Raw genomic sequence first — 26242 nt, 5'->3', positions numbered from 1 at the left:
CTCTCTGCACGAGGTGGCCTCACACTAGGTCAATCGAAACGGAACGTCTAGGATCGCAGCCGGTAATCTTTTCCTGTGTATGGCACACCGGGGCGCGGGCCCAGGCCCGCAATCATCAGCCTGGATGACCTGGAGAAATAGAGACGCCTACGCCCCCATTCGAAACGGTCCGTACAGTATCTTCTGCGCTGGACAGCCGCCTTCATGCCGGCCTGCCCACACGCACCCGTTCGCCATCCTGAGAGGTGCATGACATGCCTGAAGCCGTCGTAGTCTCTGCCGTCCGCACGCCCATCGGGCGCGCTTTCAAGGGTTCCCTGAAGGATGTCCGCCCCGACGACCTCGCGGTGACGGCGGTCCGCGCGGCCCTCGACCAGCTACCCGGACTGGACCCGACACAGATCGATGACCTGCATCTCGGCTGCGCCGAGCCGAGCGGCGAGCACGGTGCCAACATCGCCCGGCGGGTGGCCGTACAGCTGGGGCTGGACGAGGTGCCCGGCACCACGGTCAACCGTTTCTGCTCGTCCTCCTTGCAGACCGCCCGGATGGCCTTCCACGCCATCAAGGCAGGAGAAGGCCACGTCTTCGTCAGCGCGGGTGTCGAGTGCGTCTCCCGCTACCGGCACTTCGGACCCACCGGAGCGGATGCCGACGACGTCTTGAACCCGGCATTCGATCAGGCCAGGGACCGTACCGCGGAGGACGCGCGAACCAACGGCCTGTGGACCGATCCCCGCTCCGACGGCCTGCTGCCCGACGTGTACATCGGCATGGGGCAGACCGCGGAGAACGTCGCGGGCCTTCTCAAGATCAGCCGCCAGGAGCAGGATCACTACGCCCTGCGCAGCCAGCAGCTGTACGCCGTGGCCGCCGAGTCCGGGTTCCACGCCCGGGAGATCACCCCTGTCCGAAGGCCCGACGGCTCGGTGATCGCGACCGACGACAGCCCGCGCCCCGGCACGACGTACGAGGCCCTGGAAAGTCTCCAGCCCGCCTTCCGGCCGGGCGGCTCGGTCACCGCCGGAAACTCCTGCCCGCTGAACGACGGAGCCGCCGCCGTGGTCATCATGAGCGACGTCAGGGCGCGAGAGCTGGGCATCACTCCCCTGGCCAGGATCGTGGCCACCGGCGTGTCCGGCCTGTCCCCGGAGATCATGGGCCTGGGACCGGTCGAGGCCACACGACGGGCCCTCGCTCACGCCGGCCTGTCGATCGGGGACATCGACCTGTTCGAGATGAACGAGGCGTTCGCCGTTCAGGTCATCGCCTCTCAACGCGAACTCCGCATCCCGCTGGAAAGGCTCAACATGCACGGTGGGGCCATCGCGCTGGGGCATCCGTTCGGTGCGACCGGCGCCCGCATCATGACCACGTTGATCAACGGTCTGCGTACGCGCGACGCGCGGTGGGGCGTGGAGACCATGTGCGTCGGAGGCGGGCAGGGCATGGCCATGGTGCTCGAACGCCTCAGCTGAATACCCCTCGCGGTCCGGGGGGCGCCTACCAGCTGGAAGGCCTCGGGCAGACGCCCGACGCAAACGGGTGCAGCTTGGCGTACCCGCCCTGGCGACCCGCGTGGAGTTCGCAAGGGCGGGTGCAGCTTGGCGTACCCGCCCTGGCGACCCGCGTGGAGTTCGCAAGGGAGCGCCTGGGGGGACGGACCGACCGGCCCAGTCCCTCCCGGATTCCGGGCGGGACTGGCTCCCCGGGGCAGCCGAGTGGGCTCCGAAAGTCGACTGAAGCGTGATCCGCGCGCAGTCCGCGGCTGCTGGGCCGGCAAGACCACTCCCATGACCGCGGCAGCTACGAGGAGGTGAATCGAGTGGAGGGCAGGGTATTCGGCCCGGCCGACGAGACGGCCGACGGAGCCGCCCCTGAGACAGCGCAGGAGACGAGTTCAGTAGAGCCCGCAGCATCTTCCGGGAAGCGGCAGTGCCGGAGGCGCCCCAGGGATCAGGACCGCCAACGCGATCCCGCGGGTACCCGACGCGCCATCCTCGCGGCGGCCGACGCCGAGTTCGGCACCCTCGGATTGGACGCGGCCCAGGTCGTCCGCATCGCCGAGGCGGCCGGTGTCAGCCACCAGCTGATCACCTACCACTTCGGAGGCAAACGCGGGCTGTACGAGGCACTGAGTGAGCGGCCGCTCGAGGAGTCCATCCAGGTCACTCGGACTCGCAGCTTCGCGGAGGCCGTACGAGGTTCCGTGCACTGGGCATGCGAGAACCCGGCGTGGGTGCACATGCTGACCCGCCAGGACCCCGGCATGCGCCCGCCCGCCGAGGACGCGCGGGTCGCCGAGTTGTTCAAGAGCGTCGAGGACATGTGTGCACGACAGGCGCGCGGTGAATTCCGCGGTGATCTCGACGTCGGAGCCGTGGCCCTCGTCTTCTTCACCGCCTCGATCGCACCGGTGGCCTTCCCGTGGCTCGCCCGTGAACTCACCCAGCAGGACCCAGCCTCACCGGAGTTCATTGACCACTACGCGAAGCAGATGAGCCGGAGCATCTCCGCACGCGCTGAAGCGACGGTCGCCGAGAGGTCGTGAGTGTCGCGCCGGCCCGGTGCCGAGCCCCGGCCGAGACCGGCACCTCGACAGGCAGACACTCCGCGTTCGGTGCGTTTCGCTCACCGGGTGGAGGCCAGAGACGCGACATGCGGACTGCGTGCGCTTCTGACCTCACGTAAGCCTCTCAGGTGTGCGCCGGCCCAGGACGCCGCCGGTCGGCGCGGCTGCCGAACGCCCAAGCCGGCACCGTCAACACGCTGAGCGTCAGACCGAGCACACACACCCCGGTCCAGGCTCCCGTCCCGTATACGGCGCCCGTCAGCCCGGAGCCGACGGCTCCGCCGATGAAGTATGCCGTCATGTAAGCCGAGTTGACACGGCTCAGCGCACCACTGTCCAACTGGTAGATGCGGCTCTGGTTGGCGACCTGGAGTCCTTGCACTGCCAGAGTGAACAGCGCGGCTCCGATGATGACCGGCGCGATGTGGTGGTTCCCGAAGAACAGGACCACCCAGGACAGGGCGAGCAACAGGCAGCTGAGGGTGGTCAGCAGGCCCCCACGTCCCGGTCGGTGAGTGATCCGACCGGTCGGGCCACCAGACTGCCTACGACTCCAAGCAGCCCGAACAATCCGATGGTTCCCATGGAGTAGTGGTAAGGCGATCCGCTCAGCAGCTTGGTCAGGGCCGTCCACAGCACCGAGAACCCGGCGAAGCTGAGACCACCGAGCGCCATCCGCACGCGAAGCACCGGCTCCCGCCTGATGATTCGGAACGTGGAGGCCAGCAGCGCCCCGTAGCCGATCCGCGTGGAGGACGTCACCACCGGCATCCGTAGCCGCAGGACCAGGGCGAGCACCCCCATGGCCACAGCGGCAGCGCCGTAGACCGTGCGCCAGCCGGCGAGATCGGCAAGGTAACCGGCCACGGTGCGCGCCAGCACAGAGCCGAGCAGCAGCCCCGTCGCCATCGTGCCGACGACCCGGCCGCGATGATGCGCCGGCGCAAGTTCGGTGGCGAACGGGACCAGCACCTGCGCGGTCGAGGCGCCTGCTCCGGCGACGGCCGCGGCAGCCAGGAAGAGCGGGGCGGAAGGAGCAATCGCCATCACCGCCAGGGCGACCGCCGTCGTCAGCGACATCAACGGCACGAACTTCGCTCGATCGACGAGGTCACCCAGTGGCAGCAGAAGGAGCAGTCCCACCGCGTAGCCTGCCTGCGTCAGCGTGATGAGGAGTGCGGCCGTGGACGAGGACGTATGCAGCCCGCGCGCGATGGCGTCGAGCAGCGGTTGCCCGTAGTAGAGATTGGCCACGCACAGCCCCGTGGCCGTGGCCAGGAGCCCGGTGACCCCTCGCGTCTTGTGCGACGTGTGCTGTTGAAGCGAGTCGGCCTTGACACCGACAGACATGATTCTCCTTGGAGTTGAGACCGTGGGGCAGTCCCGGCGGCCGGCATGCCACCGTTCGGCGCGCAGGGGGAAGCAGGTCTTCGGACGACGCCGGCCGAATCAGGTGGTCCGTGGGTGCCGCCGCGGTCGACAGACGACCGCGGCGGCACCCACGGCAATCGCTACGGTCCGCCTCCTCGCCGGGGTCTCCGGCGACGGACCTCCGTAGGCAGGGCCGTCCCTACGGTCCCCTCAACCAGGCAACCAGGTGATGGTTCCGTGGGGACGAAACGAGCGTGCCTACCTGCAGACGTTGCGCTGCGACCCGAGGCCGGAGATCTCACTCTCCATCACGTCCCCCGCGCGCAGGAACCGGCCGTAGTGGGAACCATTGCCCTCCGGCGAGCCGGTGATGAGCATGTCGCCCGGCTGCAGGACCAACCGGTGGGAGACGTAGGAGATGAGGGCGGGGATGTCGAAGACCATGTCACCCGTGTTGCCCTTCTGCATGACCTTGCCGTTGAGCCGCAGGGTGATGTCGAGATCGTGCGGGTCGGCCACGAACCGCGCCGGGACGACGTACGGTCCCGTGGGGTAGAAGCCGGGCTGGTTCTTCGACCGCATCCAGTCCGTGCCCATCATGGGGATCTCCGGGCGGGGCACCAGACTGCGCGTGGTGAGGTCGTTGCAGATGGTGTAGCCCGCGACGTAGTCCAGTGCCTCGGCAGGGCTCACCTCTCGCGCCTCGCGACCGATGATCACGCCCAGCTCGAGTTCCCAGTCGTGGTTCTCACCGATGGAGGGCAGGACGATGTCGTCGTAAGGGCCGCTGATGGCTGACGGAACGCCGATCCACACATACGGCTCACCGTTCGCCCGGCGCTCGTCGATCTCCCGGGCGGCCTGCTCGCGCAGCTCCTCCTCGGTGGCGTCCGCCTTTCCCAGGCGGTGCGCCACCGTGATCTGGATGACGTGCTCGCGATAGTTGGCTCCGGCAGCGATGATCTGCCCCGGCAACTGGACCGGGGCCAGCACCCTCAGGTCGCCGAGCGGCAGCCCGGGGCCTACGGGCGCGTCGGCGAGACCCTGCAGCGCATCGAGGGCCGCCTCCCAGTCAGCGAGCAGGTCCCGGGTGGTGGCGGCCTCGGGCAGAACGGCCCGGGTGTCGTGCACCTTGTCATCCAGGACGATGCCGGGGAAGGGGCTGCCGGACGCTTCGGCGAACGTTCCCAGGGAGAAGGGCGTACTGCTCATGGGTGTCCTCAAATTTCTGGTGATGGCGGGCGGACCAGCCGGGCGGGAATCTGCTCGGCGTCATCCGCGGTCCCCGGGGCCACGGCGTCGCTCAGAAGGCCGGCTTGAGCGAGCGGCTGACCGGGAGTTCGGTCTTGTCTTGTGTACTCATGTGCGGGATCCCGTGCGTCAGCCCGACTCACCGGGCATGCGAGGGGATCCCGTCCGGAGTCACCGGCCGTAGAAGGCCGGCGACTTGTCATGGCGGGGCGGGCTGCCGACGCATGGGCAGCCCGCCCTCGTCTCATACGGGGGGTGCGATGAACAGTCCGCGGTCGGGGTCGTTGAACATCTCCCTGGACACGAAGTCGTTCATGGGGTTGGAGGTTCCCCACTGGTCCGAGGTCTCCGGGTCCTCGGTGCTGTAGAGGTGGGGATGCCAGGTGTCCTCGTCCAGCGTCTCCAGCTCCGTGGTGTATTCCATGGTGTTGCCGTTGGGGTCGTGGAAGTACGTGAACGTGTTGTCCCCCGCGCGGTGCCGGCCCGGGCCCCACACCTTGTGGACTCCGTCGCGCATGAGACGGCCGCTGCCGCGCATGTACTCGTCCAGCCCGCGCATCTCGAACGACGCGTGGTGCAGCGAGACATGCGGGCACCGGGCGATCGCCATGCTGTGGTGCTGCGGGTTGCACCGCATGAACCACATGATCCCGCCCAGCTTCGGATGCACATTGGTGTCGGTGAGCCGGAAGTCCAGGTACTTCTCGTAGAAGGCCATCATGCGCTCGGGCTCGGGGGAATTGAGGACGACGTGAGACAGCCGCACCGGGATGTCCTCGCGCTCCTCGACCTTGCGGTGGGTGCGGGCGGCGACCTCGGTGGAGATCTCGACGGTGCGCCCCTCCACGTCGAAGAACCGGAAGCCGTAGCCGCCGCCCGGCGTCTGCAGCGTGTCCGGCGCTCCCACCAGTTTCACGCCGTCCCTGGCCAGTCGCGTGGCCAGAGCGTCCACCGTCTCACGGTCGGCCGCGCCGTACGCCACCAGGTCCAGACGCTTGTCCTGGGAGCGGCGGACACGGATCACGTACTGCTCCGGCGAGCCCTCGGCGGCGAAGTACGTGACGTCACCGTCTGTGCCGACCTTGGTCAGCCCCCACTTCTCCTCGTAGAAAGCGACCTGCTTCTCGTAGTCCTGCACCGCGATGTCCACGTGCCGCAGATGAGTGATCGGTCGATCAGGCATGACGAACTCCATTAGTGACGATGATGAGTGATTACGGGGTTGCGACGATCAGCCCAAGGCCGCCGTCTCCTCGGTCCGAGTCATGTCGCGGTGGGCCTCCCGCTCGAGTCCCAGAGGCAGCATGCGGAGCAGTTCTTCGAGGCTTCGGGCCGTCCGCGCAGTCCCGGCCACGTAGCGGTCGGGACGGACCACGACGGCCGGGGACATCACGGAATGGAGCAGCTCACCGATCTGCTCCGTCGAGGTGAGCACAGTGATTTCGGGCTCGTCCTCCACAACTGCACGGAGGGAGGCGGAAAGCCCGGCCAGCAGTTCGGGCTCGGCGGCGAGCAGGAAGCGATTCCCCACTATGTCGTCGAGACGTGTCCCGTCGTGCAGCAGCGGCTGAATCGAGAGGCGCCCGGCGTGCACGTCGACGTCTCCCGTGTGCGACCCGGGTCCCAGGGCTGGGTCTGCGGGGAAGCCCTTCTCGGGCTCGGCGAGAAAATGAGCATCCCGCTGGGCAGCGACATGAGCGTCGGTGGTCTGCACGAGGTTGGCCATCGTCGCCGCCTCGTTGACCCAGTACCAGGCGTGGGGCCGACGCTCGGACTCGTAGGTGTCGAGCAGGGACTCGGGGGCCCTGCCGCTGGAGACGAGCCGCAGTTTCCACACCAGATTGGTCACGTCCCGCATACCGGCGCACAAACCCTGACCGAACAGGGGCGGCGCCTGGTGGGCGGCATCACCCGCGAGGAACACGTTGCCAACCCGCCACCTCTCCGCAACGCGGGCGCGGAAGGTGTAGATCGAGCGACGATCCGGGGTGAAGTTCTCAGGTGTGAGGACGCCCTTGCTGAGCCGGGCAATCCCCTCGGGCGTGATGATCTCGTCCGGATCGTCGCCCGGCAGTACTTTGAGCTCGATGCGCGCACGGTCGCCGGGCAGCCTGAGCCACAGCGCGGGCCTCGTGTGCCGGCCCAGAAGCACCATGTCGCCCTCGATGTCCGCGGTCCCGTGCAGGTGCCCATCGGCCACTAGCCACGGGTCGTCGACGCCGAGGTTCTCGACGGGGATGCCGAGCGCCTCCCTGACCGTGGAGTTGGCACCGTCGCAGGCCACCACCCAGCGCGCGGTGATCGTCTGCCGCCCTCCCTCGGTCGTCCGGACATGGCAGTGGACGCCTTCCCCGTCCTCCTCGATCTCCTCGAGCGTCGTCCCGAGGCGGAGATCCACACCAGGGAGCCGGTCGACCTCGGCGCGCAGCAGCGCGTCGATCTCCGGCTGATGGAACAGGTTCTCGCCGTGCCACGCCTGCGATCCCCACTGTCCGGTCACGAAGGACAAGAGGGTGTCCCCGGCCTCGTTCTCCATCCGGTAATGGCGCATCGGACTTGTCACAGCGGACACCTGAGACGCAAGGCCGATGGGCTGGAAGGAGCGCATCGCCTCGGCATCGAAGTGCACGGCCCGGGCCTGCTTCCACATTTCGGGCCACATCTCGATACCCACGGCCCGCACGCCGGCATGGCCCAACTCGGCCAGCATCTTCACCCCGATGGGGCCACCGCCGACGACCAGGACTTCGCAGTCTTGGGACACCAAATTTCCCCTGATTCTCTCTGGTACTTGTTGGAAGTACCGCTCTTACTTGGGCACTCCGCAGGCCTGTGCCGAACCTTCCGGCCACCCCGGCTGTGCGCTCCTGTTGGCCCGGAGTCAGCCCCGGCGTGAGCGGGTGACGAAACCCGCGTCACCGCCCGGCCTTCTCCTCTGCGCGGGCTCGTGTGCTGGGCGGGGCAGTGGACGTCGGGGGTGGGCAGTGCGGGCCGATGTCACGGCCGCAACTCCGCGCCAAGAGGCCCGTCGGCGTACAGATCCCCGGCGCCCGGTACGGGCTGCGGCAGCAGGCCGAGCCCGTCGCGCATAGACAGGATCCGCTCCAGACCCGCACGCGCGGGAACCAACGACTCCGGACGCGTCCGCAACGCCGCCCGCGCCGAAGCCGGCCCGTGACCACCCTTCGCCATCAGGTCCGTCACTTGCTCGTGCGAGGCATCGCGGAGCCACTGCCGTGCGGCTTCCAACGCCGCCAAATACCGCACAAGCCCGTCGCCGTGCGCCTTCAACACCCCTGGGCCGGCTACGACACCCTGCCCGGGAAAGTCCGGCACCTCCGCCTCCACAGAGGCCAGCGACACGAAGCCCTCCCCCGTCGCCTGCTCATCCAGGGGCGGCCCGGGCAATGTCGCATCGATCGACCCCGCACGCAGCGCCTCCCACCGCTCACGCACCCCACCCACCGGCAGCAACGTGTAGTCGGCGGTCGACAGACCACGCCGAGCGAGCAGATGACGCAACACCACGGCGAACCCGTTGTTCACGGCATCGACGCCCAGCACCGCACCCCGCAGCCCCAGCACCGGTCACCGAGGGCCGGGCAACCAGCTCAAGAGGTGTTGTCGACTCCACCTGGGCCACGATCCGAAGATCCCCGCCGTCGGCGTTCCAGACCAAGAGGTTGTCCATGGCTGTGACGCCTACGTCGACGTTCCCACTCAGCAACCGGTCTCTCTGATCCGCCGACGACTCGACGAGCACCGTCTCGACGTCCACACCCATATCGGCGTAGATCCCCAGCTCGTCAGCTACGACACAGACGGAAGGCGGAACGAACACCGCCTGTCGAAGGCACACCGTCATCGGGCGCCCTCCTTCCTACGAAAGGCAAAGCAACACTACATGCGAAACGATACGTTTCGCATCTCATACGCTCCACCCGGCCCCCTCGCGCAGCAAAGATCCAGTCGCACCATCCCTGACGGAGTGACACCAGCCGCAGGCCTCCCTCGGGCCATACGAACCGTTCGGGCTGAGGAAACAGTGGAGCGCGAAATGCTCAAGAGCACGAAGGGTCACGCCTGCATGGATCGCTCGAACCGCGACGGTCGGCACGGACACCCCCGGGAGCAACCGCCTGACCGGCGTCAAAGATTCGATACGTGTCGTATCCTTTTGCACGAGCATGCCAGTCGCGCTGGCATGGGGATTGCGGTCGCGCCCGAGGTGAATTTCTACTGTGGCTGTACGAAGCGAATCGAGCCGTCGTGCGATCCTCGACGCGACCATGGACCTGCTGGTCCGTGATGGACGGCGTGCCATCACGGTGCAGAAACTGACCATGGAGGCGATCGCCAAGCGGGCCAAGGTCAGCAAGGCGACGATCTACCGGTGGTGGCCCAGCAAGGCCGCCGTGGTCATCGACGCCTTCATGGAGAACCACCTGGCGCACACCCGCATCCCCGAAGGGGTGCCGGTGCGCGACGCCCTCCTGACGCACCTCAAGTCGCTGATCACTCACTACGCCGGCCCGCAGGGCAGACTCGTCGCCCAGCTTGTCGCCGAAGGCCAGTACGACTCCGAGACGATGGCCAGCTTCCGCGCCAGGTTCTGGAACGAGCGTGCCGCGGCTGTTGAGAAACTGATGCTCCGGGGCATCGAGGAAGGCGTCTTCCGCCCGGACCTGGACCCGAGCGCGGCAGCCCAGTTGTTCTACGCTCCGGTCTACCTGCATCTGCTCTTCGGGATCAGCCCGCTCGACAACGCGCTCGCCGAACAACTCGTCGACTTGGGGATCCGAGATCTGCAGCCCGTTCAGTCCAGGACGGAAGGGCCCGCGTTCCCCGCACGCCCGCCCCACGCCGCACCGCGCAGCCCGTCCTTGTGTGCTCCTGACTGATCTGAGGTCTCGACGCCAGCTCGATCAGGGTGCGGGCACCCGTCGCCGCGGCGATCTCCCCGGAGCGGGCGACCTGGCGGTCGACTTCGCGGCGGGAGAGGAGCTGCGCACCGAGGTGTCGGCCAAGTCTCGCAAGGAGGGTGTGCGCGCCGAACTGTCCGCGGCGGGCCCGGATCTCGCCCACTGGCGGACGGACCGGGAGGGCCGGTTCGCGCTGTCGCTGAGCGTGGCGCGGTGACGGCGTGCCGCGGGCCGTCTCGCGCTCCGCCACGGCTTGGGGCACGGTGGAGTGACGCGCGCCCGGACGCACACGGACGCGCCCGGCACAGGTGACACCGCCGTCACCGCGGAGAGGAGCCCCGCATGTCGAACCACACCTACCGGGTTACGGAGATCGTCGGTACCTCGCCCGAGGGAGTCGACCAGGCCGTCCGCAACGGCATCTCCCGTGCCTCGCAGACCCTCCGCAACCTCGACTGGTTCGAGATCACCCAGGTGCGGGGCCAGATCGAGGACGGGCAGGTCGCGCACTGGCAGGTCGGCCTGAAGGTCGGCTTCCGCCTGGAGGAGTAGGACTGACGGCCCGGTGTCCCGTCGGGGCCTCAGGTCCGCCCCTCCCCCTCCTGCGCCACCTTCAGCGCGGCCGAGTCGGCCGCCCAGCGTGCCCGTACGACGGTGAATCCCGCCCGTTCGGCGTCCTGGCACACCAGCTCGTCGTCGTCCACGAGCACCCGGATCTCACGGGTGCGGGCGAGCCGGCCGAGGATCTCCAGCTTGGTGTGCCGGGCGGGCCGGCGGTCGTTGTTGCGTCTCATGTACACGCGCCCCTCGGGCAGCTTGTGCGCGGCGAGCCAGTCGAGCGTGTCCCTCCGGCAGCGCTCGGGCCGCCCGGTGAGGTAGACGACCTCGCACTCCCGGGCGCTCTCCAGGACCAGTGCGATGCCCGCGGCGAGGGGCGGATCCTGTGGCGCGGCCGCGAAGAAGGCGTCCCAGTCGCGGGGTTTGCTCTCCAGGAACCGCTGCCGGTGGGCCGTGTCGGCGAGGGTGTTGTCCAGATCGAACACGGCGAGCGGGCGTGTGCTGCTGTCGGTCACACCGTTCACCCTAGACGGATCCCGCACCCCGGCAACCTTCGCGCCCTGTGCGGCCACTGCTGTGCGACATGGCATGCACGGCAAAGGCGGGAGACCTCATGCGCAACACGTCTGTCTGGACGGCGGCACTGGTGAGCGCGGCGCTGCTGACGGGATTAGGGCCGGTGGGCGAGGCGTCCGCCGCCGCGGCGACCCTGATCGTGGCCCCGGGCGGCAGCGACTCCGCGCCGGGGACCCTCGCCCAGCCGCTCCGTACGATCCAGCGGGCCGTCGACCTGGCCAAGCCCGGCGACACCATCGCCGTACGCGGCGGCACCTACGCCCTCACCGACAACATCACCATCACCACCTCGGGCACCGCGTCCCTGCCCATCACGCTGGGCGCCTATCAGGGCGAGCGGGTCGTCATCGACGGCGATCGGCTGCCCGCGAGCCACACCCCCGTCGGCGGGAGCATCGCGCGCGCCGATCGCGGGGCGATCCACCAGGAGGCGTCCTACTGGCGGATCTCGGACCTGGAGATCGTGAACGGCCCGTACGGGGTGTACTGCGACGGCTGCAACGGCAATGTCTTCGCGCGCCTGAAGACCCACGACAACTACGAGTCCGGCTTCCAGCTCCAGGGCGCCTCCAGCAACAACCAGATCCTGAACCTTGACAGTTACGCCAACCGCGACCCGCGCAAGAACGGCGAGAGCGCGGACGGTCTCGCCATCAAGGAGGGCACCGGCACGGGCAACGTGGTGCGCGGCGCCCGCCTGTGGAACAACGTCGACGACGGCTTCGACAACTGGAAGTTCACCTCGCCGGTCGTGGTCGAGAACACGGTCGCGTACGGCAACGGCTTCAACCGCTGGGGTTTCCCGGATTTCGCGGGCGACGGCAACGGCTTCAAGCTCGGCGGCGGCAGCCCGGCCCCGGCAGTGGCGCACATCCTCCGCAACAGCGTCTCGTTCAAGAACGCGGCGCACGGCATCACGGACAACAGCAACGCCGGCGCCCTCGCCCTGACCCGCAACTCCACCCACGGCAACGCGGGGACGGGCTTCGACGTCGACGTCTCGGGCGGCAAGGCCGTCCTCACCGCCAACCTCTCGGTGGCCGACGCACGTGCCGTGGCGCTCGGCTCGGCGACCGTGTCCAGCGGTAACTCCTGGAACGTGGGCGGTACCTGGAACGCGGCCTCGGTCCTGAGCACGGATTCGGCTCCCCTCACGGGCGCGCGGGCGGCGGACGGTTCCCTGCCGTCGGCACCGTCGTTCCTCGTCCCGCGGAGCGGGGCGGCCATCGGGGCGCGGTTCTGACGCCAAGGGCACCCCGGCGGCCCCGGGTGATCACCGAAGGCCGCATGCTTGTCCCATGCCTTCGACGCCCCGTACGCGCCTGACCGGCTCCGGATCCGGTTCCTGCACCCTCGTCGTCTGCCGGGGCTGCTGCTGCGGAAACGCCCGCAAGCAGCCCGGCACCGACCCGGCGTGGCAGCTGGAGCTGCTGCGCGCCGGAGCGGCCGAGCACGGCTTCCAGGTGCGTACGACCGACTGCCTGGGCCCCTGCGACCAGGCCAACGTCATCGTGGTCCGCCCCTCGGCCGCCGGACGCCGGGCCGGAGGGCGGGCCGTCTGGATCGGGTTCGTCATGGACGACGACAGCACCGAGGAGGTCGTGCGGTGGGCCGCCGCCGGCGGACCCGGCGTGGCCGAGCCGCCGCTCACGCTGGAGATGCAGTTCATCCGGCCACCGCGGGACGCACGCGTGCGGTCGCGGCGCTGACATCCCTCGACTGTTAATGGAATCCATTTTCATGTAGCGTCCTCGGTGCTCACCCCACCGAGGAGGACCGTCATGGCCGTACCCAAGCGGAAGATGTCCCGCAGCAACACCCGCCACCGCCGCGCGCAGTGGAAGGCCGCCACGCCCACGCTGGTGCCCGCCACGATCGACGGCGTGCGTCACCTCGTACCGCAGAACCTGGTCAAGGCGTACGAGCGCGGGCTGCTGCGCCCCGAGGGCTGAGGCCGGTGTCGCACGACCTGCTGCCCGTCACCGTGCTGTCCGGGTTCCTCGGCGCGGGCAAGACCACGCTCCTCAACCACGTGCTCACCAATCGGCAGGGCCTGCGCGTCGCCGTCATCGTGAACGACATGAGCGAGGTCAACATCGACGCGGCCCTGGTGCGCGGCGGTCAGGCGGCCCTCTCGCGGACCGAGGAACGCCTGGTCGAGATGACCAACGGCTGCATCTGCTGCACCCTGCGCGACGACCTGCTGGAGGAGGTCGACCGGCTGGCCCGCGAGGGCCGCTTCGACCACCTGCTGATCGAGTCCAGCGGAATCTCCGAACCCATGCCGGTGGCGGCCACCTTCGCCTTCGCCCGCGACGACGGCGCCACCCTCGGGGAGGTCGCCCGCCTGGACACGATGGTCACGGTCGTGGACGCGGCGGGCTTCCTGCCCGAGCTGGCGGCCGGCGACGAACTCGCCGAGCGCGGACTCGCCCCCTTCGAGGACGACGAGCGCACGGTCAGCGACCTGCTGGTGGACCAGGTCGAGTTCGCCGACGTCATCGTGCTCAACAAGCTCGACCTCGTCGACGAGGAGTCCGCGGCCCGGCTCAGGGCGGCGCTCGGCCGCCTCAACCCGGTCGCCCGGATCGTCCCGGCCACAAACGGGCGGGTCGGCCTGGAGGAGGTTCTGGGCACCGGCCTGTTCGACCTGGAGCGGGCCCAGCAGGCGCCGGGCTGGGTGCGGGAGCTCAACGGCGAGCACGTGCCGGAGACCGAGGAGTACGGGGTGTCCTCCACCGTCTTCCGCTCCGAACTCCCCTTCCACCCCGCCCGGTTGTGGGACTTCGTGGTCGAGGAGCTGGACAGCGGCACGTACGGGAGGATCCTGCGGTCGAAGGGCTTCTTCACCCTGTCCAGCCGCCCGCACGTGACGGGCCTGTGGTCGCAGGCCGGCTCGGTGGCCCGGTTCGAGCCGTCGGCCGCCCGCGACCACGACGCCCCCCACTCGCAGGAACTGGTCTTCATCGGCACCCGGTTGGACGCCGACGCGCTCCGGGCCGCCCTCACCGGCTGCCTCCTGCGCCCGGCCGAACCCGCCCCCCAGGCGGATCCGTTCCCCGCCTGGGACACCTACGGCATCGACGAGGCCTGCGACCACTCCGAGGCGTAGAGGAGGCCGCGCACTCTGCGCAGCCACGCCTCGACGGCCGCCTCCCCGGGCTGCTCGGGCAGCACGGTGGGCGTCTCGTCGAAGGCCGCCTCGTAGTGCCGGAGCAGGGGCATCGCGGCCGACGGGTCGGCGGCGACGCGCTCGCCGAAGGCGTGGTACTCCTCGGGATCCTCGACGCGGATCTCCAGTCGGCCGGTCGTGTACAGCAGGAGGCCCTGGTGGCACAGCCTCTTCAGATGCCGGGCGTGCTTCGCGGTGCGCCTGCGGGTGTCCGCGGAGAACGAGCCGTCGCCGCGGCTCTCCAGCCGCCGGAACTGCTGGGTGGCGTAGCCGAGGTAGGCGTCCCGGACGCGCTTGGCGCTCAGGAACGACGTGCGGATGCCGATCAGTTCCTCGCCGAGGGGGGTGCGGACCTCGTACAGGTCGTCCGGGAGCCACACCAGCTCCATGGCCGTCGGGTTGCCGCCCAGGGCGAGCCGGCACCACTTGGCGGCCTCGTGCAGGGTGCGGTCCGGTGCCGTGGTGACGTGGGACTCCTTCGGCCCGCGCAGACCGTGCAGCTCCACGGTGGGTGCGGCGAAGAGGCCGAGCCGGTCGACGTCGGAACCGGCGTGGGCGAGGCCGTACGCGGTGGAACCGACGATGCCGGACAGTAGGATGTTCGGGACGGTCACGGTCGGCCGCCTTTCGGAGTGCGTGGCTGTGCGGACGAGCGGCCGCCGCGGAGACGTCTCCATTGTGCTGACCTGCGAGGGCGTGGTCATCCGGATTTCCGGGGACCGGCGGACCATGTGAGGGCAATCCCCCGAGCCCTCCCTCGCCGCCCCGCACCACTGCCGGGACGGAGCAGTCGCCGGCCGCGCTCAGTCGTCGCGGTCCACCCACTCCAAAGCCATCGCGCGGACAACGTCGAGAGCCGAGGTATCGGCGTCGATATCGTCGTACGCGGCGGCGAGCTGGAGAAAAGCGGCCGCGAATCCGCCGGTCAGCAGGGCGATCCGGTCCTGTGCCCTGCCCAGGGTGATCGCCGCGGCCTCCTCCGCCGAGACCTCCGTGGGCAACTCCCCGTCAAGACGGGCGAGCTCGTCCATCAGCAGCGACAACCGGTCCGGCTCACCGTCCCACGGCTCCTCGGGCATCAGGGTCAGCGCCAGGATTCCCGCGACCAGCCGCCAGATATCGCTCTTCTTCATGCACAGCATGGTGCCCGACCCGCCCGCTCGTGCCGCACCGGGCCTACCACTGCTGCGACACGCAACCGCAGACGGGCACCGCGGCTCGTGGGAAACCGGCCGTAGCCGCCCGCATCGGAATATTGACGGCCTCGTACGGCGTCAGAACAACGTGCTCCGACAGGCACGCGACCGCGGGCCGGACGATCCGTTCGCTCGAGCCCTGCGGCGGAACCACGGACAACCGGAGGCCGAGGGAACGCGAGCGCAGCGGCGTTCGCCCTGGTGACGGAGAAGTTCCAGCCGCGGCGACAGCTCACGCGGATCATGGAAACCGCAGAGGAGATCAGCAAGGTGACCGCCGAGTCGACGAAGTCCAGTCCCACCGGAGAAACCATGGCGAGCCGGCAGGATCGCGACGCTCGACAGGGCCAGGGCCCTCGTACGGAAGCGGCCCGCTTCTCCGTCCTCGACCGTTCCCGCACCCGGGAGGGCCACACGGACGCCGAGGCGCTGCGCGACACCGTGCGGCTGGCGCGGGAGCTGGAGGGGCTCGGCTATCACCGCTTCTGGGTGTCGGAGCATCACGGGGTGCCCGGGGTCGCCGGTTCGGCGCCGACCGTGCTGGCCGCCGCCGTGGCCGCCGCGACGCGGACGATCCGGGTCGGCACCGGCGGCGTGATGCTGCCCAACCACCAACCGCTCGTCGTGGCCGAGCAGTTCGGCGTGCTGGAGTCCCTCTTCCCCGGGCGCATCGACATGGGGCTCGGCCGCTCGGTGGGCTTCACGGACGGGGTGCGCAAGGCGCTCGGACGGGACAAGGACGTCGCCGAGGACTTCGCGGGGCAGCTGGAGGAGCTGCTCGGCTGGTTCCGCGGCACGTCCCCGACGGGCGTGCGCGCGCGGCCCTCGGAGGGCCTGACCGTGCCGCCGTTCGTGCTGGCCATGGGCGAGGGCGCGACGATCGCGGCCCGTGCCGGACTGCCGATGGTGATCGGCGACCTGCGCAACCGCGAGAAGATGCGGCGCGGCATCGACCACTACCGCACCCACTTCCGCCCCTCGCCGTGGGCGCCGGAGCCGTACGTCGTCGTCTCCGGCACGATCGCGGTGGCCGCCACCCCGCAGGAGGCCCGGCGGCTGCTGGTCCCCGAGGCCTGGTCGATGGCGTACTCGCGCACGCACGGCACCTTCCCGCCCCTGCCGCCGGCCGAGCACGTGGAGGCGTTGACGATGAGCGCCAAGGAGCGCGGCCTGTACGAGTCGGGGCTCGCCGGGCACCTCGCCGGCACCGAGGAACAGGTCGCGCACGAGCTGGCGACCCTGCTGAAGGAGACGGGAGCCCAGGAGGTGCTGGTGACCACCAGCACGTACGACCGCGAGGCCCTGCTCGACTCCTACCGCCGGCTGGCCCGGATCATCACCGGTGCCCCGCTCGCATAGAATCGCGGCCCGGCGGACACCGAGGCGCTGCTGACGGTGCTGGCGCGGCTGAAGGCGGCCGGGAACTCGGTGTTCGTGGTGGAGCACCACCTCGACGTCATGCGCGGCGCCGACTGGCTCGTGGACGTGGGACCACTGGCCGGTGAGCACGGCGGGCGGGTGCTGCACAGCGGGCCGGTGGCCGAGCTGGCGGGTGTCACCGAGTCGGCCACGGCCCGCTTCCTCTTCGACCGCTCCCCCGCGCCGGTACGTGAAGTCCGCCCGGCGCGCGGCCGGTTGAAGGTCGGTCCGATCACCCGGCACAACCTGCGCGCGGTGACCGCCGAATTCCCGCTCGGGGTGTTCACCGCGGTCACCGGCGTCTCGGGCTCCGGGAAGTCCACGCTCATCGGGGAGCTCACCGAGGATCTGCCGGGCGTGCGGCGGCTCGTGCGGGTCGACCAGAAGCCCATCGGACGCACCCCGCGCTCCAACCTGGCGACGTACACGGGCCTCTTCGACGTCGTACGGAAGGTGTTCGCGGCCACCGACGAGGCCCGCTCGCGGAGGTACGGCGTGGGCCGGTTCTCCTTCAACGTCGCGGGAGGGCGCTGCGAGACCTGCCAGGGGAGGGGTTTGGAGCTGCTGTCGCTGGGGTGTGTTGAAGAGCGTTTTGGTGAGTGGGAGTGAGTGCTGGTGGTCGGTGTCGTGTCGCGTGCCTCGGTCGTGGGGCCGATTGCATCCTGGAACTGACGTTCTCTCATCGAATGCGTGACCTTCGCGGGTGGTGCTCGTTTCTCATGGCGACAGGGTTCTTCGGGCGGGGGTGTGACGGGGTGGGTGAGCTGAGGAGCGTTGCGGAGCCGTTCGTCGCGTCCGTACCGTCTGGCGTGGCTGTCCGGACCCGTCTCAAGCACCTGACACCCAGTGATGAGAAGGTGCTGCGTCTGGTGGGCGCACATCTGGGGTCGCTGGCCTCGAAGGACCTCAAGGCGCGTTGCCGGGACGGCCTGGAGCATTCCGCTGAGGCGTGGGCGGTGCGTAAGCGGGAGCTGACGCCGTTGTCGTCGTCGCGGTGGGCGGGCAGTATCACCAAAGCCACGCACGACCAGTGGGCGCTGGCCCGCCGCTGCCAGCTCGCACACATCCACAACCTGGAAGCCGGTATCCGCACGATCGAGGACCGGTTGTCCCTGCCGGTGGGGCAGAAGGGGACGAAGAAGGCGCCGGGGGGTTACCGGTCCCAGCGGGAATGGCACGCGAAGTCGCGGCGCCTGCGGGTGCTGGAGGACCGGCTGACTGCCGCCCGGGCCGACCGTGAGGCCGGCATCGTCCACGTCGTACGCGGCGGCAAGGCTTTGGCTCGCACCCGGCACCACCTGGACGCGGCCGGGCTCACGGAGTCACAGTGGCGGGGGCGTTGGGAGGCGGAGCGCTGGTTCTGTCAGGCGGACGGCGAGTCCGGCAAGCGCTACGGCAACGAGACCATCCGCATCAGCCCAGGCGGCGAGGTGAGCATCAAACTCCCCGCACCGCTCGTGCATCTGGCCAACGCCCCGCACGGCCGGTACGTCCTGGCCTGCCGGGTCACGTTCGCGCACCGGGGCACCGAGTGGGCCGACCGCGTCGCGGCCGACCGGGCGATCGCCTACCGCATCCACTACGACACCGGCCGGAACCGCTGGTATGTGACGGCCTCCTGGCAGATCCCGCCCACCCCCACCCTCCCGCTGGAGGCCGCGCTCGCCGATGGCGTGATCGGTGTCGACATGAACGCCGATCACCTGGCCGCCTGGCGCCTGGACATCCACGGCAACCCGACCGGCAACCCGCGCCGCTTCTTCTACGACCTCACCGGCAGCGCCGAACACCGTGACGCGCAGGTCCGCCACGCCCTCACCCGCCTCCTGCACTGGGCCCGCGCCTGCGGCGTGAAGGCGATCGCGGTGGAGAACCTGGACTTCGCCGCCGAGAAGACCCGCGAGAGACACGGACGACGTAAGCGGTTCCGGCAGCTGATTTCCGGTATGCCCACCGGGAAGCTCCGTGCCCGGCTGGCGTCGATGGCGGATCAGCCGGGTATCGCGGTCACCGCCGTGGACCCGGCCTACACCAGCCGCTGGGGCGCCCAGCACTGGCAGAAACCCCTCACCACAAAGAACCGTAAGACCACTCGCCATGACGCTGCCGCCGTGGCGATCGGAAGGCGCGCCCAGGGACACCCGATCCGGCGACGGACGACACCGCCCCCACGGCACCGGAGTGATGCGGTGGGGCATCGGACCGTCCAGGCCCGACCAGGCGTTCCTGGGCGTGAGGAAGCCCGCCCCCGCATCCCCGGACCACGGACACGATCCGTGCCGCCCGGACGCGGAGCGAACGCGGGCAACCAGAACGCCCAACACCGTCCGGGGCGTTCGGCCGAGCATGAGACCTGGCAACAGGACTCACTCCCGCTCAGTCTCTAGGAACGGTACGTGACCGTCGAGCTGCTGTTCCTGCCGAGCACCTACACGCCGTGCCCGGACTGCGGCGGGGCGCGCTACAACCCCCGGACGCTCGACGTGACGTACCGGGGGCGGAACATCGCGCAGGTGCTGGACCTCACGGTGGAGTCGGCGGCCGAGTTCTTCGCGGACACTCCGGCTGTGGCGCGCAGTCTGACGACGCTGCTCGACGTCGGTCTCGGCTATCTGCGTCTCGGGCAGCCCGCGACCGAGCTGTCCGGGGGCGAGGCCCAGCGCATCAAACTGGCAGGCGAGTTGCAGCGCGCGCGGCGGGGCCACACCCTCTACCTCCTCGACGAGCCGACGACCGGTCTCCACCCGGCCGACGTCGAGGTGCTGATGCGCCGGCTGCACGGCCTCGTCGACGCCGGGCACACCGTGATCGTGGTCGAGCACGACATGGCGGTCGTCGCGGGCGCGGACTGGGTGATCGACCTCGGGCCCGGCGGGGGCGACGAGGGCGGCCGGATCGTGGCGGCGGGGGTGCCGGCGGAGGTGGCGCGGGCGGAAGGCAGCGTCACGGCGGCCTACCTGGGGCGGGTGCTTCGGTAGTGCGGCTTCGTCAGGCGCCGGTCGTCGTCGGTTCGCTGTCCCGGTGCGGCCGGGCTGCTGCCGGGCCTACCGAGTGCCCGGGCCGTCGGCCGTCGCGGCGCTCGCCCTGACCGTCGCTGTCTCGCCGTCGCGGTCGCCGTCGCCGTCGCGGGATGACGGTGCCGCGCGGGGGCTCGCGACGTGCACGACGGCGACTGCCGCGAGGGCGACCGCCAGGCCGGCGGCGGTCTGCGCGGTGAACGGTTCGCCGAACATGACGGCGCCCCAGACGGCCGTGACGGGAGCCATCAGGAACATGAGCGTGTTGACCTTGGTGACCCCGAAGCGCCGCAGCACGATCCAGTAGAGCCCGTATCCGCCGAAGGTCGACAGCGTCACGAGCCACACGGTCGCGATCCAGAACGAGGGCGCGGAGGAGGGCGCGGCCGACCCGGCCGCGAGGGCGGCGACGGTGAAGACGAGCGCACTGGTGACGCAGTGGACGGTCATCGACACCGCGGGCGTGACGTGCGTGGGGGAACGCTGGTCGATGAAGGTGGCCGCCACCAGCGACAGCATCCCCGCGAACGGCACCAGAAAGGTCCACCACGCCACGCCGGGGTTGGCTCCGGCGTCGGCGGTGGCGACCAGGGCGACACCGGCGAGCCCCAGGCACAGGCCGAGCCACTGCCGGCGCGAGACGTACTGGTGCAGGAGCGGGCCCGCGAGCGCTCCGGCGACGAGGGGCTGGGTGCCGTCGATCAGGGCGGTCGTGCCGCTGGAGACGCCGAGTTGGATCGCCCAGTAGACCGTGAGCAGGTAGCCGCTCTGGGAGAGGAGCCCGATCACCGCCTGCCGGCCTGCGTCGCGTGCCGTCAGTCCTCGCCACGAGGCCCTGTGGCGGGTGACGGCCGCCGCGACGAGGACGACCGCCAGGGGCAGGAACCGCCACATCAGGATCGTCAGCGCACCGGCGTCCTCCGTGCCCAGCTTGGCGCCCACGAATCCCGAGCTCCAGCAGAGCACGAAGGCGACGGAGAGGAGGAGGTTCACGACTGATCACCCACCAGCAGTTACTAAACAGATCGGTATACCTGTCGGACGCCTCTCACTATACAGATCGGTATACTCTCTGGCATGGGCACCAGACGGATCACGATGACCCCGGGCGCGCGCCGCGTTCTCGCCGCCGCCTCGCGGCTCTTCTACGACCAGGGGATCCACGCGGTCGGAGTGGACCTGATCGCCGCCGAGGCCGGGGTCACGAAGAAGACGCTGTACGACCGGTTCGGCTCCAAGGAGCAGATCGTCGTGGAGTACCTGGCCGACCGTGACGAACGCTGGCGGGCGTTCGTCACGCAGTGGCTGGAGCGGACGGAGCCGGGTTCCGTCGACCGCGTCCGCGCGGTCTTCGACGCCTCGCGGGCGTGGATGACCGAGAGCAGTCCCAAGGGATGCAGCATGGTCAACGCGCATGCCGAGATCAGCGATCCCTCCCATCCGGCCTACGCCGTCATCACCGGCCAGAAGGAGTGGATGCTCGCGCTGTTCGTCGGCCTGGTCCGGGACGTCGCCCCGGCCCGGGCCGACGATCTGGCCCGCACCCTCATGCTGTTCCACGAGGGCGCGATGGTCGCCCACGGCCTGCGGGTCTTCCCCGACCCGATCGGCCACGCGCGCGACCGGGCGGCCGAACTCCTCGGCCACTCCGGTGCCGGCTCCGGCTCCGGTGAAGGGCGTTAGGTCGACAAGGCCGCATGGGCCCGTGCCGGTTCCGGCAGCGCGTCTCCCTGCGCGGCCCGGGCCAGGGCGCGGCGGTCGCGGTGGCGGCCCGGCGGAATGACGGCCCGGACCTCCACCTCGGCCACCAGTCCTCGTGCCGACGCGACCCGCCACAGGGAGGCGACCAGGGTGTCCTCGCCGACGAACGCCGGCACCGTGCTGGCCGCTCCCCGGGCCGCGCGGTAGTGGACGCGGACGGGCTGGACGGGGACACCCGCGTCGAGCGCGGCCTGGAACACGGCCCGGCGGAAGGATCCCTGGGCGCGGCCGCACCAGGTGCTCCCCTCGGGGAAGGCGACGACCGCGCAGCCGTTCCGCAGCGCCTCGGCGACACCGGCGACCGTGGCCGGGAGCGCGCGCAGCCGGTCCCGCTCGATGAACAGCGCGCCCCGGGCCGTCAGCGGCCCCACCACCGGCCACCGCCGGATCTCGGCCTTGGCGAGCATCCTGGCCGGTCGTACGGCACCCAGCAGCGGGATGTCCAGCCAGGAGATGTGGTTGGCGACCAGAAGGAGTCCACCGGTGGGCGCGGCGCCACCGGTCACCCGGATCCGCACCCCCGCCGCCCGCACGACCGCCCGGCACCACCGCCGCACCACGGCGGCGGGCATGAGCCCGCCGAGCGGCGACAGGAGCACCCCGGCCACCACCAGGACGGTGACCGCCAACAGCCGCAGCACGGCGAGCGGAACGCCGACGGCGGACCCCGACGGCTCCACGCACGCCCTGGGGGTGCAGGGAGCGCCGGGCAGCCAGACGCTCATCAGGCGGGGACGAGGGAGAGGAAGTGCCGCAGATAGCGCGGGTCGACCCGGCGCATCGACAGCAGCACGTAGAGGTCGGCGACCCCGAAGTCCGGGTCGTGGGCGGGCTCCGCGCAGACCCAGGCGCCCAGGCGGAGGTAGCCGCGCAGGAGCGCGGGCAGCTCGGTGCGGGCGGCGGGCGAAGCGCCCTTCGGGACCCAGGGCAGCAGCGGCCGTACCCGGAACTCCTCGGGGGCCAGGTGCTTTGCGCGTACCCGGTCCCAGGCCCCGGCTGCGAGGGTGCCGCCGTCCGCCAACGGGATCGAGCAGCAGCCGGCGAGCCACTCGTGGCCGCGCTCCACCATGTAGCGGGCCAGACCGGCCCAGATGAGCCCGATGACCGCGCCGTCCCGGTGGTCGGGGTGGACGCAGGAGCGGCCGACCTCGACGAGTCCGGCGCGGATCGGGTCGAGCCGGGTGAGGTCGAACTCGCCCTCCGCGTACAGGCGTCCGGCGACCGCGGCCCGCTCCGGCGGCAGCAGCCGGTACGTCCCGACGACCTGGCCCGTCGCCGTGTCCCGTACGAGCAGGTGGTCGCAGTAGGCGTCGAAGGGGTCGGCGTCGAGCCCCGGCTGCGGGGAGTTCAGGAGGGCGCCCATCTCCCCGGCGAACACCTCGTGCCGCAGCCGCTGCGCGGCCCGTACGTCGGCCTCGTCGCGGGCCAGGGTGACGGTGTAGCGGGCGGGGCCGGTCTGCTGCGGGGGACGGTCGAGCGTGGAAACGCCGGTCATGGCACTCTCCTGGTCGGGCCGGGGCGGCGAGCGGTGCCGCCGCTTCTGTTCTTCCGACCTCGGTTGACCGGCGCATGACGAGTGCCAGGAGCAGGGATGTGAGGATGCTGAATGCCGGGGGCGCCCTCCGGGAAGCGAGACGGGACCGGGGATGAGCACCACTCCCGGCCCCGCCCGTCCGCACCTTTTCGGCGAACGCTTCTTGTGGCAGTCGGCCTCTACGGCCTACCGCTTCCCCGCCTTCCGCGCGGCCCGCAGCCACTCCTTGTTCATCCCGGTGATGGACACGAGCGGAATCCCCTTGGGGCAGGCGGTCGCGCACTCCCCCGCCAGCGTGCACCCGCCGAACCCCTCGTCGTCCATCTGCGCCACCATGTCCAGCACCCGCGTCTCCCGCTCCGGCGCCCCCTGCGGCAGCACGTTCAGGTGGTTCACCTTCGCCGAGGTGAACAACATCGCCGCCCCGTTGGGACAGGCGGCCACACACGCCCCGCACCCGATGCACTCCGCGTGCTCGAACGCGAAGTCCGCATCCGGCTTCGGCACCGGCGTCGCGTGCGCCTCGGGCGCCGCACCGGTGGGCACGGTGATGTACCCGCCGGCCTGGATGATCCGGTCGAAGGCGGTCCGGTCGACGACCAGATCCTTGATCACCGGGAACGCCGACGCCCTCCACGGTTCGATGTCGATCGTGTCGCCGTCCTGGAAGGACCGCATGTGCAGCTGACAGGTCGTGGTGCGCTCGGGCCCGTGCGCGTCACCGTTGATGACGAGCGAACACGCCCCGCAGATGCCCTCCCGGCAGTCGTGGTCGAAGGCGACGGGGTCCTCGCCGCCCAGGATGAGCTGCTCGTTGAGGGTGTCGAGCATCTCCAGGAAGGACATGTCGGAGGAGATTCCGTCCACCTCGTACGTGGACATGGCGCCTTCGGCGTCGGCGTTCTTCTGCCGCCAGACGCGCAGGGTGAGCTTCATGCGTAGCTCCGCTGAGTGGGGTGGACGTACTCGAAGACCAGGTCTTCCTTGTGCAGGACGGGGGCGTCGCCGGTACCGGTGAACTCCCAGGCGGCCGCGTAGGCGAACTCGTCGTCCCTGCGGGCGGCCTCGCCGTCGGGGGTCTGGGACTCCTCCCGGAAGTGACCGCCGCAGGACTCGGCCCGGTGCAGCGCGTCGAGGCACATCAGCTCGGCGAGTTCCAGGTAGTCGACGACCCGGTTGGCCTTCTCCAGCGACTGGTTGAACTCCTCGCCGGTGCCGGGGACCTTGATCCGCCGCCAGAACTCCTCGCGGATCTGCGGGATCCGCTCCAGCGCCTTGCGCAGTCCGCTGTCGCTTCGGGCCATGCCGCAGAACTCCCACATGAGTTCGCCGACCTCGCGGTGGAAGGAGTCGGGGGTGCGGTCGCCGTCGACGGACAGCAGCAGGTTCAGCCGGTCCTCGGTCTCCGCCAGCACCTCCTGCACGGCGGGATGTTCAGCGGTGACGGCCTCGTGGTGCGGGTTGCGGGCGAGGTAGTCGTTGATGGTCGCCGGCAGCACGAAGTAGCCGTCGGCGAGACCCTGCATGAGGGCGGAGGCGCCCAGCCGGTTCGCCCCGTGGTCGGAGAAGTTGGCCTCGCCGACGGCGAACAGGCCGGGGATCGTGGTCTGGAGGTCGTAGTCCACCCACAACCCGCCCATGGTGTAGTGCACGGCGGGATAGATGCGCATCGGCACCACGTACGGATCCTCGTCGGTGATCCGCTGGTACATGTCGAAGAGGTTGCCGTACTTGGCCTCGACGGCCTTGCGTCCCATGCGCTCGATCGCGTCGGCGAAGTCGAGGTACACGCCCTGCCCGCCGGGCCCGACGCCCCTGCCCTCGTCGCAGACGTTCTTCGCGGCGCGGGAGGCGATGTCACGCGGGACCAGGTTGCCGAAGGACGGGTAGATGCGCTCCAGGTAGTAGTCGCGCTCGTCCTCGGGGATCTTGTTCGGCGGCCGGTCGTCGCCCTTGGCCTTCGGCACCCAGATCCGGCCGTCGTTGCGCAGCGACTCGCTCATCAGCGTCAGCTTGGACTGGTGCTCGCCGGTGCGCGGGATGCAGGTGGGGTGGATCTGGGTGAAGCAGGGGTTGGCGAAGTAGGCGCCGCGCCGGTGGGCCCGCCAGACGGCGGTGGCGTTGGAGTTCATGGCGTTCGTCGACAGGTAGAAGACGTTGCCGTAGCCGCCGCTGGCGAGGACGACGGCGTCCGCGAAGTACGTGTCGATGCGCCCGGTGATGAGATCCCGGGCCACGATCCCCCGCGCCTTCCCGTCGATGACGATCAGGTCCAGCATCTCGGTACGGGGATGCATCTCGACGTTCCCGGCCGCGATCTGCCGGGACAGCGCCTGATAGGCGCCGAGCAGCAGTTGCTGTCCCGTCTGGCCGCGGGCGTAGAAGGTCCGGGACACCTGGACGCCACCGAAGGAGCGGGTGTCCAGCAGACCGCCGTACTCCCGCGCGAACGGCACGCCCTGCGCCACGCACTGGTCGATGATCTCGACGGAGATCTGCGCCAGCCGGTGGACGTTCGACTCGCGCGCCCGGAAGTCACCGCCCTTGACGGTGTCGTAGAACAGCCGGTGGATCGAGTCGCCGTCGTTGCGGTAGTTCTTCGCCGCGTTGATGCCGCCCTGCGCGGCGATGGAGTGGGCGCGGCGTGGCGAGTCCTGGTAGCAGAACTGGACGACGTGGTAGCCCTGTTCGGCGAGGGTGGCGCCGGCCGAGCCGCCCGCCAGGCCGGTCCCGACGACGATCACCGTGTGCTTGCGCCGGTTGGCGGGGTTGACCAGCCTGGCCTCGAAGCGGCGCTTGTCCCAGCGCTCGCCGATCGGGCCGGCAGGGGCTTTGGTGTCGACGACCGGCTCGCCGGTCGCGTACTGCGTGTATTCGGCGGAAGAGTTCATCT

The 26242-nt window shown here is 70.1% G+C and carries 25 protein-coding genes and 4 pseudogenes; 14 read left to right on the top strand and 15 right to left on the bottom strand.

What is annotated here, in order from left to right:
• Window positions 1-254: 254 nt before the first annotated feature.
• Together ACZ5XS_RS19690 and ACZ5XS_RS19685 are read left to right on the top strand one after the other, a co-directional pair.
• On the top strand, window positions 255-1478 hold the full coding sequence (locus ACZ5XS_RS19690; protein WP_468652933.1) for an acetyl-CoA C-acetyltransferase: 1224 nt from the start codon (window positions 255-257) through the stop codon (window positions 1476-1478).
• A gap of 347 nt (window positions 1479-1825) precedes the next feature.
• The gene (locus ACZ5XS_RS19685; protein WP_468652931.1) at window positions 1826-2551 is read left to right on the top strand and encodes a TetR/AcrR family transcriptional regulator; all 726 of its coding nucleotides are present in this window, start codon (window positions 1826-1828) and stop codon (window positions 2549-2551) included.
• A 145-nt stretch (window positions 2552-2696) separates the two neighbouring features.
• Here the strand turns inward: ACZ5XS_RS19685 and ACZ5XS_RS19680 are convergent, their stop codons facing one another.
• The 7 genes from ACZ5XS_RS19680 to ACZ5XS_RS19650 all read right to left on the bottom strand — a co-directional run bounded on the left by ACZ5XS_RS19680 (window position 2697) and on the right by ACZ5XS_RS19650 (window position 9059).
• The gene (locus tag ACZ5XS_RS19680; protein ID WP_468652929.1) at window positions 2697-3041 is read right to left on the bottom strand and encodes a hypothetical protein; all 345 of its coding nucleotides are present in this window, start codon (window positions 3039-3041) and stop codon (window positions 2697-2699) included.
• A gap of 17 nt (window positions 3042-3058) precedes the next feature.
• Window positions 3059-3922, bottom strand: a complete 864-nt coding sequence (locus ACZ5XS_RS19675; protein ID WP_468652927.1) for an MFS transporter — start codon at window positions 3920-3922, stop codon at window positions 3059-3061.
• 279 nt (window positions 3923-4201) lie between these two features.
• Window positions 4202-5155: a fumarylacetoacetate hydrolase family protein gene (locus tag ACZ5XS_RS19670; protein ID WP_468652925.1), complete on the bottom strand. Its 954-nt coding sequence runs from the start codon at window positions 5153-5155 to the stop codon at window positions 4202-4204.
• Between the two features lie 283 nt (window positions 5156-5438).
• Window positions 5439-6377 carry a VOC family protein gene (locus ACZ5XS_RS19665; protein WP_468652923.1) on the bottom strand — a complete coding sequence of 313 codons (939 nt, stop codon included), beginning with the start codon at window positions 6375-6377 and terminating at the stop codon, window positions 5439-5441.
• Window positions 6378-6425: 48 nt separating this feature from the next.
• A complete protein-coding gene (locus tag ACZ5XS_RS19660; protein ID WP_468652922.1) occupies window positions 6426-7958 on the bottom strand; it encodes a bifunctional 3-(3-hydroxy-phenyl)propionate/3-hydroxycinnamic acid hydroxylase in 1533 nt (510 codons plus the stop codon).
• 233 nt (window positions 7959-8191) lie between these two features.
• The gene (locus ACZ5XS_RS19655) at window positions 8192-8758 is read right to left on the bottom strand and encodes an ABC transporter substrate-binding protein (RefSeq protein WP_468652920.1); all 567 of its coding nucleotides are present in this window, start codon (window positions 8756-8758) and stop codon (window positions 8192-8194) included.
• Window positions 8643-9059: an ABC transporter substrate-binding protein gene (locus tag ACZ5XS_RS19650; RefSeq protein WP_468652918.1), complete on the bottom strand. Its 417-nt coding sequence runs from the start codon at window positions 9057-9059 to the stop codon at window positions 8643-8645. Before ACZ5XS_RS19650 ends, ACZ5XS_RS19655 begins: the two co-directional genes overlap by 116 nt.
• A gap of 376 nt (window positions 9060-9435) precedes the next feature.
• Between ACZ5XS_RS19650 and ACZ5XS_RS19645 the strand changes: the two genes are divergently transcribed.
• The 3 genes and pseudogenes from ACZ5XS_RS19645 to ACZ5XS_RS19635 all read left to right on the top strand — a co-directional run bounded on the left by ACZ5XS_RS19645 (window position 9436) and on the right by ACZ5XS_RS19635 (window position 10668).
• The gene (locus ACZ5XS_RS19645; protein ID WP_468652916.1) at window positions 9436-10095 is read left to right on the top strand and encodes a TetR/AcrR family transcriptional regulator; all 660 of its coding nucleotides are present in this window, start codon (window positions 9436-9438) and stop codon (window positions 10093-10095) included.
• Window positions 10096-10165: 70 nt separating this feature from the next.
• Window positions 10166-10333, top strand: a pseudogene (locus ACZ5XS_RS19640) (L-histidine N(alpha)-methyltransferase); the annotation flags it as partial.
• 125 nt (window positions 10334-10458) lie between these two features.
• Entirely contained in the window at window positions 10459-10668 is a 210-nt protein-coding gene (locus ACZ5XS_RS19635) for a dodecin (protein ID WP_217237658.1), read from the top strand.
• 29 nt (window positions 10669-10697) lie between these two features.
• On the opposite strand, the gene ACZ5XS_RS19630 is transcribed toward ACZ5XS_RS19635, so the two are convergent.
• Window positions 10698-11189, bottom strand: coding sequence for a phosphatase domain-containing protein (locus ACZ5XS_RS19630; protein ID WP_468652914.1), 492 nt, complete (start codon window positions 11187-11189; stop codon window positions 10698-10700).
• Between the two features lie 98 nt (window positions 11190-11287).
• On the opposite strand from ACZ5XS_RS19630, the gene ACZ5XS_RS19625 reads away from it, so the two are divergent.
• From ACZ5XS_RS19625 to ACZ5XS_RS19610, 4 genes are all read left to right on the top strand, one after another.
• The gene (locus tag ACZ5XS_RS19625; RefSeq protein WP_468652912.1) at window positions 11288-12493 is read left to right on the top strand and encodes a right-handed parallel beta-helix repeat-containing protein; all 1206 of its coding nucleotides are present in this window, start codon (window positions 11288-11290) and stop codon (window positions 12491-12493) included.
• A gap of 55 nt (window positions 12494-12548) precedes the next feature.
• Window positions 12549-12959: a (2Fe-2S) ferredoxin domain-containing protein gene (locus ACZ5XS_RS19620; RefSeq protein WP_468652910.1), complete on the top strand. Its 411-nt coding sequence runs from the start codon at window positions 12549-12551 to the stop codon at window positions 12957-12959.
• A 72-nt stretch (window positions 12960-13031) separates the two neighbouring features.
• The gene (gene rpmF / locus ACZ5XS_RS19615; RefSeq protein ID WP_468652908.1) at window positions 13032-13202 is read left to right on the top strand and encodes a 50S ribosomal protein L32; all 171 of its coding nucleotides are present in this window, start codon (window positions 13032-13034) and stop codon (window positions 13200-13202) included.
• Between the two features lie 5 nt (window positions 13203-13207).
• Window positions 13208-14362: a GTP-binding protein gene (locus ACZ5XS_RS19610; protein ID WP_468652906.1), complete on the top strand. Its 1155-nt coding sequence runs from the start codon at window positions 13208-13210 to the stop codon at window positions 14360-14362.
• On the opposite strand, the gene ACZ5XS_RS19605 is transcribed toward ACZ5XS_RS19610, so the two are convergent.
• Entirely contained in the window at window positions 14323-15036 is a 714-nt protein-coding gene (locus tag ACZ5XS_RS19605; RefSeq protein ID WP_468652904.1) for a nucleotidyltransferase domain-containing protein, read from the bottom strand. The two genes, ACZ5XS_RS19610 and ACZ5XS_RS19605, sit on opposite strands and share 40 nt — an antisense overlap.
• A gap of 189 nt (window positions 15037-15225) precedes the next feature.
• Window positions 15226-15555, bottom strand: a complete 330-nt coding sequence (locus ACZ5XS_RS19600; protein WP_468652902.1) for a hypothetical protein — start codon at window positions 15553-15555, stop codon at window positions 15226-15228.
• Between the two features lie 375 nt (window positions 15556-15930).
• Here ACZ5XS_RS19600 and ACZ5XS_RS19595 point away from each other — a divergent pair, with 375 nt between their 5' ends.
• From ACZ5XS_RS19595 to ACZ5XS_RS19580, 4 genes and pseudogenes are all read left to right on the top strand, one after another.
• Window positions 15931-16977 (top strand): LLM class flavin-dependent oxidoreductase, encoded by a 1047-nt coding sequence (locus tag ACZ5XS_RS19595; RefSeq protein WP_468653146.1) that lies wholly within the window; start codon window positions 15931-15933, stop codon window positions 16975-16977.
• Between the two features lie 9 nt (window positions 16978-16986).
• Window positions 16987-17610 (top strand): annotated as a pseudogene (locus ACZ5XS_RS19590) (ABC transporter); the annotation flags it as partial.
• 182 nt (window positions 17611-17792) lie between these two features.
• Window positions 17793-19424 (top strand): annotated as a pseudogene (locus ACZ5XS_RS19585) (nuclease/transposase family protein).
• A pseudogene (locus tag ACZ5XS_RS19580) lies at window positions 19425-20015 on the top strand (ABC transporter); the annotation flags it as partial.
• 66 nt (window positions 20016-20081) lie between these two features.
• Here the strand turns inward: ACZ5XS_RS19580 and ACZ5XS_RS19575 are convergent.
• Window positions 20082-21047 (bottom strand): DMT family transporter, encoded by a 966-nt coding sequence (locus tag ACZ5XS_RS19575; RefSeq protein WP_468652900.1) that lies wholly within the window; start codon window positions 21045-21047, stop codon window positions 20082-20084.
• 84 nt (window positions 21048-21131) lie between these two features.
• Between ACZ5XS_RS19575 and ACZ5XS_RS19570 the strand changes: the two genes are divergently transcribed.
• Entirely contained in the window at window positions 21132-21737 is a 606-nt protein-coding gene (locus ACZ5XS_RS19570) for a TetR/AcrR family transcriptional regulator (protein WP_468652898.1), read from the top strand.
• On the opposite strand, the gene ACZ5XS_RS19565 is transcribed toward ACZ5XS_RS19570, so the two are convergent.
• The 4 genes from ACZ5XS_RS19565 to ACZ5XS_RS19550 form a co-directional block, all read right to left on the bottom strand.
• A complete protein-coding gene (locus ACZ5XS_RS19565) occupies window positions 21734-22540 on the bottom strand; it encodes a lysophospholipid acyltransferase family protein (RefSeq protein ID WP_468652896.1) in 807 nt (268 codons plus the stop codon). The two genes, ACZ5XS_RS19570 and ACZ5XS_RS19565, sit on opposite strands and share 4 nt — an antisense overlap.
• The gene (locus ACZ5XS_RS19560; RefSeq protein ID WP_468652894.1) at window positions 22540-23310 is read right to left on the bottom strand and encodes a GNAT family N-acetyltransferase; all 771 of its coding nucleotides are present in this window, start codon (window positions 23308-23310) and stop codon (window positions 22540-22542) included. Before ACZ5XS_RS19560 ends, ACZ5XS_RS19565 begins: the two co-directional genes overlap by 1 nt.
• A gap of 225 nt (window positions 23311-23535) precedes the next feature.
• A complete protein-coding gene (locus tag ACZ5XS_RS19555) occupies window positions 23536-24285 on the bottom strand; it encodes a succinate dehydrogenase/fumarate reductase iron-sulfur subunit (protein WP_468652892.1) in 750 nt (249 codons plus the stop codon).
• Complete coding sequence (locus ACZ5XS_RS19550; RefSeq protein ID WP_468652890.1) at window positions 24282-26240, bottom strand: fumarate reductase/succinate dehydrogenase flavoprotein subunit; 1959 nt, start codon at window positions 26238-26240, stop codon at window positions 24282-24284. The genes ACZ5XS_RS19555 and ACZ5XS_RS19550 overlap by 4 nt, the downstream gene beginning before the upstream one ends.
• Between the last annotated feature and the right edge of the window lie 2 nt (window positions 26241-26242).

The sequence above is a fragment of the Streptomyces sp. NPDC033131 genome (assembly GCF_055578365.1).
The sequence above is the reverse complement of the archived record's forward strand: the minus strand, read 5'-3'. Positions and strand labels throughout refer to the sequence as shown.